The organism is Bartonella sp. SD1336NMGDW, from assembly GCF_042193565.1.
In the GTDB taxonomy this organism is placed as follows: domain Bacteria; phylum Pseudomonadota; class Alphaproteobacteria; order Rhizobiales; family Rhizobiaceae; genus Bartonella; species Bartonella grahamii.
Window position 1 is genome coordinate 1 of the sequence record NZ_JBHILW010000068.1, and the last position, 1100, is coordinate 1100.

Below are 1100 nucleotides of genomic sequence, written 5' to 3' on the forward strand. Positions count from 1 at the left end.
TGGTGTTATACTTTTAAAGAGAAAAACTTGCCGATTTGTCGTCCAGGTGCTGTCATACCACAGCGCAGTGTCAAGAAGCGCTTAAACAGCCCGTTTTGTAAAAAATATAAAAATGCACCTGAATGCAAACCTTAAGTTTTGTTTGTAATGATCAACAATCCGCCATCCTTGCCTTCGCTTGGAATGGCGGGATTGTTCCCTCAACTAACCATTTCAATATTGTTCACTGTTGTTTTCAGCAGCGGTGACAGGAAATATCAACAGGCTTATGAGCTGTTTTATCGTAAATAAATCCATTGAAAGAGGGGAAAAATGAAGAAAATCTTAAAACTATTGAGTTGCATAGCTCTCTTAAATACAGCTGGATGTGTTAACCAACCTCCTCCATCAACTTTAGCATTATGGGAAAAACCAGGTGTCGATAAAGCGATGATCCAACAATCCTTATCAAAATGTGGCTGGAAACCGGTTTATGCTTCTTCTAGTGATATGAATTCGTATGCGAGTGAATTTGCCTCAGTTTATGAGTGCATGAAAAAAGCAGGTTTCCGGTATAAATTGCAAGATTCAAAAGGGCTTTATTTTGTACAACCTCTGAAAAGTGACTCGTTTTTAGCTAATTTGATGCTAGCTGGATATCAGCAATTTATGGACAATGATACCTTTGGTGTGACCAACAAAACGAAACAGGAACGCGCTTTACTAACGCATTTTGAGGATGAAAGAAAACGTCAGCAAAAGCAAAAAGCTTTACAAAAGCGATCACCAAAGCGTCCTCCCCATCGTTAAAAAGGTCGTTGGATAAAATCACGAATGAAGTAGAGGATCAAAGCCGTCTCCTTCTTTATCCACGCAACGGGCACTTTTAATTTGGTGTTTAAGATAGTCGACAATAAGGCAGGTGAGGTTTCATTACGGGGGATGCGTATTTTGAAGCCAAAGTCGTGGGGCAATCCACAGGATACGTTAAGCGGTTTGACCGAGGCTGGCGCATCTGGCAGTGTAACCGTGGGCTTTAAAACTGAGAAAACAGAAGCCTCTGTTCAGACCTCCACAGCGGTGACAGATAGCATAGAAGGCGGACGCGCTGTTAACATGCA

At 41.5% G+C, this 1100-nt stretch carries 2 protein-coding genes; both read left to right on the top strand.

Features of this window, described 5'->3' with window-relative positions:
* The first annotated feature begins 312 nt into the window (after window positions 1-312).
* Window positions 313-789: a hypothetical protein gene (locus tag ACFIKH_RS09115; protein ID WP_273791330.1), complete on the top strand. Its 477-nt coding sequence runs from the start codon at window positions 313-315 to the stop codon at window positions 787-789.
* A gap of 81 nt (window positions 790-870) precedes the next feature.
* A partial coding sequence (locus tag ACFIKH_RS09120) for a hypothetical protein (RefSeq protein WP_375671532.1) occupies window positions 871-1100 on the top strand: 230 nt, incomplete at its 3' end.

Bases quoted from the DNA above. Each gene is read 5' to 3' on its own strand.
- ACFIKH_RS09115 (WP_273791330.1), top strand. From the start codon at position 313: ATGAAGAAAATCTTAAAACTATTGAGTTGCATAGCTCTCTTAAATACA.